At 50.9% G+C, this 6303-nt stretch carries 5 protein-coding genes; 1 reads left to right on the top strand and 4 read right to left on the bottom strand.

Translation table 11 applies throughout. From position 1 onward, the window contains the following. Nucleotides 1-124: 124 nt before the first annotated feature. The gene (locus RW114_RS19530; RefSeq protein ID WP_340124415.1) at nt 125-1342 is read right to left on the bottom strand and encodes an SIR2 family NAD-dependent protein deacylase; all 1218 of its coding nucleotides are present in this window, start codon (nt 1340-1342) and stop codon (nt 125-127) included. Nucleotides 1343-1705: 363 nt separating this feature from the next. On the opposite strand from RW114_RS19530, the gene acnA reads away from it, so the two are divergent. Further along, nucleotides 1706-4402, top strand: coding sequence for an aconitate hydratase AcnA (gene acnA, locus RW114_RS19525; RefSeq protein ID WP_340124414.1), 2697 nt, complete (start codon nt 1706-1708; stop codon nt 4400-4402). Between the two features lie 173 nt (nt 4403-4575). Here acnA and RW114_RS19520 read toward each other — a convergent pair whose 3' ends face one another. From RW114_RS19520 to RW114_RS19510, 3 genes are all read right to left on the bottom strand, one after another. After that, complete coding sequence (locus RW114_RS19520) at nt 4576-4947, bottom strand: thiol-disulfide oxidoreductase DCC family protein (protein WP_340124413.1); 372 nt, start codon at nt 4945-4947, stop codon at nt 4576-4578. A gap of 202 nt (nt 4948-5149) precedes the next feature. Further along, a complete protein-coding gene (locus tag RW114_RS19515; RefSeq protein ID WP_340124412.1) occupies nt 5150-5683 on the bottom strand; it encodes an REP-associated tyrosine transposase in 534 nt (177 codons plus the stop codon). A 131-nt stretch (nt 5684-5814) separates the two neighbouring features. Continuing rightward, complete coding sequence (locus RW114_RS19510; protein ID WP_340124411.1) at nt 5815-6162, bottom strand: hypothetical protein; 348 nt, start codon at nt 6160-6162, stop codon at nt 5815-5817. Between the last annotated feature and the right edge of the window lie 141 nt (nt 6163-6303).

The following is a 6303-nucleotide window of genomic DNA, read 5'->3' as shown; positions in this document are numbered from 1 at the left end:
GAGATGTGGGAGAAATCAAGCATCCCCTATACCGTACGCAAGAAACGCAAAGCTTTTTTCAATAATATTGAAAGCCAAAAATCGGGGAATGTTTAGCTTGCGAAAAAGGGCTGATTTCGACAGCCTAGGGCTGATCCGACAAAGGCGACACCCAGCGCGCCTCTTCCGCCAGCTTGATGAGCTGGGCGGTGATGTCCTGATCGGCGTTGATCCAGATGACGCCGTTAGGATATTCATCTTGGTAGGCATGGGCGTATTCCACTGCCAACTGGGTTTTGCCCAAGCCGCCCAGACCCTGGAAAGCGGCAGTCTGTCCGATGGAGGTACGCTTGCCGTGACAAAGCTGTTGGCGCACTTGCTCCAGGGCGTCACGGCGACCGACCATTTGTTCGCCTTTGGCGCGGAACGGCACGTAAAACACCGATTTGTCCGGACTGTAATCGGCCACGGCGGCCTCGAGGATGGGCGTCGACTTGATCGCGCTGGCGGCGATGCCAGCCATGTGCCGCAGACAATCCAGCAGCGGTTCGCCAAAATCCTTGAAAAACACCGGCTCAATGGCGGGCGTCGGCGATTTGAAATGGCCTCTTTGCGCTTCCGGCAGCAACACGTAGTGGGGACCAGCCGCGCCTTGGTATACCTCTTCCAGCATCCGCAACTGGTCAGTGAAATCCTCATCCGCCAAGCTAAAACCGATAAATAAAAAACTGTGGCTGGCTAATTGATGGTGCAGGGTTTGGATGGCGGCTTTGTAACGTTTTTCGGTGGAATCGTCAGCATACAGCCGTTGGTAACTGTCGGGCGTCAGGATGATGTTGGCGCTATCGCCGATATGGCCGTGCAAATGCCAGACGGTAGGCTTTTTAACGCCATCACGCAGTAGACTGCATAGCTCTACAGCGGCTTCTATATTCCATTTATCCATATCGTGCGCTTTAGGACAAGCCCAATGCAACACGTTGTCGTAGTTGGTAGTTATGACCAGATTGGAACCCAGTCGCCACGCCAACCGAGCCAGTTCCAGGCTGGCGTCTTGGGCTTCGTCACTGGTTTTGTCGATCTGGCTTTTAAGGAAACCGTACCAGTTGGCACCCAGAGCTTTCCGAGCATACTTCGCAGCATCCAGCAATTCGTCTTTATTGACCAAACTGCGAACCAAGGCTACGTCGTCCGGTTTTTTTTCTTCTTCCAGCCGCTTTGCCGCCGCCATCAGCAATGCTTTCCAACTGGGAAATAGTGGTTTGTCAGACTTGTCCAACACAGTCATGGATACGCCAGCGCCGACAAAGGGGATGACTTTGCCGTGTTTCAGGCTTTCTTCTAGCTGCTGGGGAATGTCCATGTGCCTTCATCGTGATAGGTTGATTCGAGGGAAGCATAACACTTTGCGCGTTAGTTATGTAGGCTGAGTGGTAGACGAGCGCCAGTTTGCCCCGTTCGAAACGTTTTGTGTTGATTAAGAGCTCAGACATCGCAAAAACGTTAAGAACGGGGTTGCAAACCCCGTCCCGCTCAGTTATTGCAAAAACAAAATGGAGCAAGTTGATCCGGTTTAGATTTTTGCTTCATTCGCATGAGGTTCTAAACCAAAATTAAGCTCTCGATTACCTCAAGATAGAATCAAAATCCTTGACGCAACTACAAATACGAGTAGAAGCTATTCAAGTTGATAACATTTGTCGAGCCCATCAGGGAGGTTTCTATCATGATTAACCACGATCCATTTGGTGCGCGTCAACAACTAAAAACCGACAGCGTCGGCTCGGTCTCCTATTATTCCTTGTCCCGACTTGAATCTATCGGCGCTGCCAATGCCTCACGGCTGCCGCATACGATAAAAATCCTGCTTGAGTCTTTATTGCGCAACTGCGACGACGACATCATTACCCAAGAGCATGTCTTAAGCGTCGCCAACTGGCAGCCGCAAGGCGCACGATATGAAATACCTTTCAAACCGGCCCGGGTGATATTGCAGGATTTTACCGGCGTTCCGGCGCTCGTGGATCTGGCCGCGATGCGGGATGCGATGAAGCGACTGGGCGGCGATCCGAAAAAAATCAATCCTTTTATTCCCTGCGACTTGGTGATCGATCACTCGGTGCAGGTCGATTATTTCGGTAAGTCTAACGCCCTGTTATTGAACGAAACCGTCGAATTTGAACGGAACGCCGAACGCTATGAATTCCTTAAATGGGGGCAATCGGCGTTCCGAAATCTTCGCGTGGTGCCGCCTTCTACCGGCATCGTGCATCAGGTGAACCTTGAGTACCTTGCGCCGGTTGTGTTCCATAACAAGGATAAAAACGTCTGTTACCCCGACAGCTGCGTCGGCACCGATTCGCATACGCCGATGATTAACGGCCTGGGCGTGCTGGGCTGGGGCGTCGGCGGTATCGAGGCCGAAGCGGTAATGCTGGACCAGCCGATCTATATGCTGGTTCCCGATGTGGTCGGCATTAAATTGACCGGAATGCTGCCGCCGGGCGTGACCGCTACTGACCTGGTGCTGCGCATTACCGAGCTTTGCCGGAACTTTGGCGTGGTCGGAAAGTTCATTGAGTTTTACGGTTCCGGGCTGACCAATTTGAGTATTCCGGATCGGGCTACGCTCAGTAATATGGCACCTGAACAAGGTTCGACGGTGAGTTTCTTTCCGATCGACGACGAGACCCTCAGCTACATGCGTTTCACCGGACGTCATGCGGATTTGATCGATCTGACCGAACGTTACGCCAAGGAACAGGGGCTTTTTCGCACCGACACTACGCCGGACCCTGAATTTACCCAGGTTATGGAAGTCGATCTCGGCACCATTGAACCCTCGCTGGCAGGCCCAAAGCGTCCTCAAGACCGGATATCGCTCAGTGAAGTCGGGCCGACCTACCGGCAGATGCTGATCGAACCGACAGGTATCAAGGGCATGGGACTGTTCGAGCATGACCTGGAACGCAGCGGCATCGTATCGAGGAATAATGCCGATGAGAAAATCACCCATGGCGCAGTCGTCATCGCGGCGATCACGTCCTGCACCAACACCAGCAACCCATCGGTCATGCTGGCAGCAGGTCTGGTTGCCCAAAAAGCGGTGGAGCGAGGCTTAAAGGTTAAAAATTATGTCAAAACCTCGCTGGCCCCCGGTTCAATGGTGGTAACGGAGTATCTAACGCAGTCGGGGCTGCTTGGCTTTCTGGAACAGCTTGGCTTCTATCTGGTCGGCTATGGCTGCACCACCTGCATCGGCAACTCCGGCCCGCTGGATGAAGCCGTTGAAAAAGCGATAGTGGAAAACGATCTGGTCGTATCGGCGGTATTGTCCGGCAACAGGAATTTCGAAGGCCGCGTGCATCCGCTGACCAAGACCAACTATCTCGCCTCTCCGCCGCTGGTCGTTGCCTATGCGCTGGCGGGGTCAACGGCGCTGGACATTACCCGAGAACCGCTGGGCGAAGGCAAGGATGGCAAACCGGTTTATCTGAAAGACATCTGGCCTACGCCTTGGGAAGTGGCTGAAGCCATCAGGCAGTTTGTAACGCCGGAGATGTTTCGGGAACGTTATGCGGATGTGTTCACCGGCACTAAAGCATGGCAAAAAATTGAAGTTCTCGGCACCGAATTGTATGCATGGGACGAGAATTCGACCTATATCAGGAAACCGCCGTTCTTCGAAGGAGTGACGACAGACCGGCAACAGATTCATTCTCTTACCGGCATGCGGGTGCTGGCGCTGTTTGGTGACTCGGTGACTACCGATCACATTTCACCGGCCGGTCAAATCGCCCCACACTCTCCGGCGGCGTTATACCTTTTAGAGAAAGGCATAGAACAAAAAGACTGGAACAGTTACGGTTCGCGTCGGGGCAACGATCAGGTGATGGCTCGGGGCACTTTTGCTAATATTCGTATCCATAACCTGCTGGTTCCCGACATCGAAGGCAATCTGACGATTTATCATCCGACCGGCGAACGGACAACGTTTTTCGATGCCGCGATGGCGTATAAAAAGGCTGGCATACCGCTGTGCATCCTTGCTGGCAAGGAATACGGTTCCGGCTCATCCCGCGACTGGGCGGCGAAAGGCCCGTTTATGCAGGGTGTAAAAGCGGTTATCGCCGAGAGTTACGAAAGAATTCACCGCAGCAACCTGATCGGCATGGGCATTTTGCCGCTGCAATTTATCAGCGGCGAATCGGCTAAAAGCCTGAAATTAACCGGGACGGAAACATTTGCTATCGACATTTCCGATACAACAGCGCCGCAACAGCAAATTAACGTTTCGGCAATCGCGCCTGATGGAACCGTCACGGCCTTTAAGACTGTAAGCCGCATCGATACGCCGATTGAAATTCAATATTATCGGGATGGCGGCATTCTGCGCACGGTGTTGAAAAAATTGGTGGATTAGGTGATTCCCGAGAAAGAACATCCCATCAAAATCTGATCCGTAGAAAAAAATAAGGTCCACGAAAGCCAAAAGTAGGCGCCTCTAGGCGACACGAAAAGCACGAAAAAGTCGTTTGGGGAATTTTCGTGCTTTTCGTGTTTTTCGTGGACAATGCTTTTGGTGGATTCATTATTTCATAGCCGTCCGCTACGGTGCAGGCGTCGGTTAACCTGCCAATGATAGATTCTGGCGAGCAACGGACGAATCAGCGGCAACCCGATCAGCCAGGCCAGAGGCTTCAACACAGGCACTTTGCTCATCAGCAGGATATACGCATCCATCTCGGAATGAATCCGCTGATTTTCATCCTGAACATGCAGTTCGGTTAGCGCCTTGTGAGGATCGATGCCGATTTTACGCAGTTGCTCTTCCCGGCCGGTGATGTCGATCCAGCAGACGTCTTCGCCCGCTTTACCGGCGAGTTTTTCGTAGGTCGACCTGTCTTTAACGCATTTGGGACAGGCGCCATCGTAATAAACATTAATTTTGGCTTTATCCTGATTCATATTGTTTGCCTCCGGTTGGCGATGGTGATCAGGTTCTTAGAATCTGTATCAGTGGTAATTGCACTTATGAGTTGAATCTAAGCATGTGAACAAAATCAATAGCATCCGTATCACTACCTATATTGCGCTGGTGCGCTGATGCGCTGGTTCCCAAGCTCCAGCTTGGGAACCCAGTCTCGGAAGCTCCAGCTTCCCGAGCAACTCACCACGACCGAATCACCTCAATCAAACCGTCTTGACCGGCATAATTACGCGCACTGGAATAACGCCAATGTTCCGGCTGATCCACGTAGCCCCGCTTTACGGGATTGTGATGAATGTAATCCAGCTTTTGACGCATAACCACCTCAGATTCGATGATTTGCGGATGATTGCCTTCTTCCCAAACCTGATAAGTGGTCTCCTGCTTATGGGCGCGTTTAAAAAACGCCAGCAACTCCAACAGCTTGACCGAGCGGCGTTGTTCCAGATGCGAGATGATTTGCTTCGCCGTGTAGGATTTAAAACGCTGCATGTCATGGCTCAAATTCTCCGAAGCGGCAATAAGATGCAGATGATTTTCAAGGATGACGTAACCATATAATCGAAAGCCTGCGTCCCGCTGTAAAAAACGCCAAGAATCCAGAATGATGTTCACAGTTTCAGGGCGGGTAAACAACGGCAGCCAGTGGTTTATCGTTGCGGTCAGGAAGTGTGGGCACGGGTCGCATTGGACGCGGTAGCGGCTTCTTGGCATGGTTGTGCTCCTTTGTGGTGAGAGTAGACGGGAAGCTGGAGCTTCCACGACTGGGTTCCCAAGCTGGAGCTTGGGAACCAGCGGAAATCCTTATGAGAACTGTCAATGTATCTTGAGGTGTTTAATTCCTGTTAGTCTTCCTTAAGCAATATGCAAAGGGGCACCTCTAAGCGTAATGTTAAGTCTATGAATATAAGAAGTTTTATTGCGTTGTCTCGAGTCCACAAATCAGGTGAGACCGATGCACAGTGTAAAATTGCATGCCGATTAAGTTCTGTCGCCACTTTGTCTTTTCTATAATAAGAATAATAAATACCTGCAAAATCTAAAAATGAGCCTAAGCCAATACCAATAAGTCGCAAATCGGTTTGACTTGCCTCGTCTGCTGACCTCCCTTGCTCTTTAGCAACATCCCAAGCAATATGGCCTGGTTTCATGTCCCTTGAAGTAATTCCAGCTTCAATAAAAGTACGAAGCATTGCGCCTATAGACTTCCAGAAAATTAATTTCCAAAACAGTAAAAAACTCCTTTGAAGATATACTTATTTCTACTGAAAAAACTTAAAGGAGCACTTAAAATCATAACGCTAAGCTTTTCGAATTCAATTGTACAAAAACTG

Source organism: Methylobacter svalbardensis (assembly GCF_037671525.1).
Classification (GTDB): domain Bacteria; phylum Pseudomonadota; class Gammaproteobacteria; order Methylococcales; family Methylomonadaceae; genus Methylobacter_A; species Methylobacter_A svalbardensis.
The sequence above is the reverse complement of the archived record's forward strand: the minus strand, read 5'-3'. Positions and strand labels throughout refer to the sequence as shown.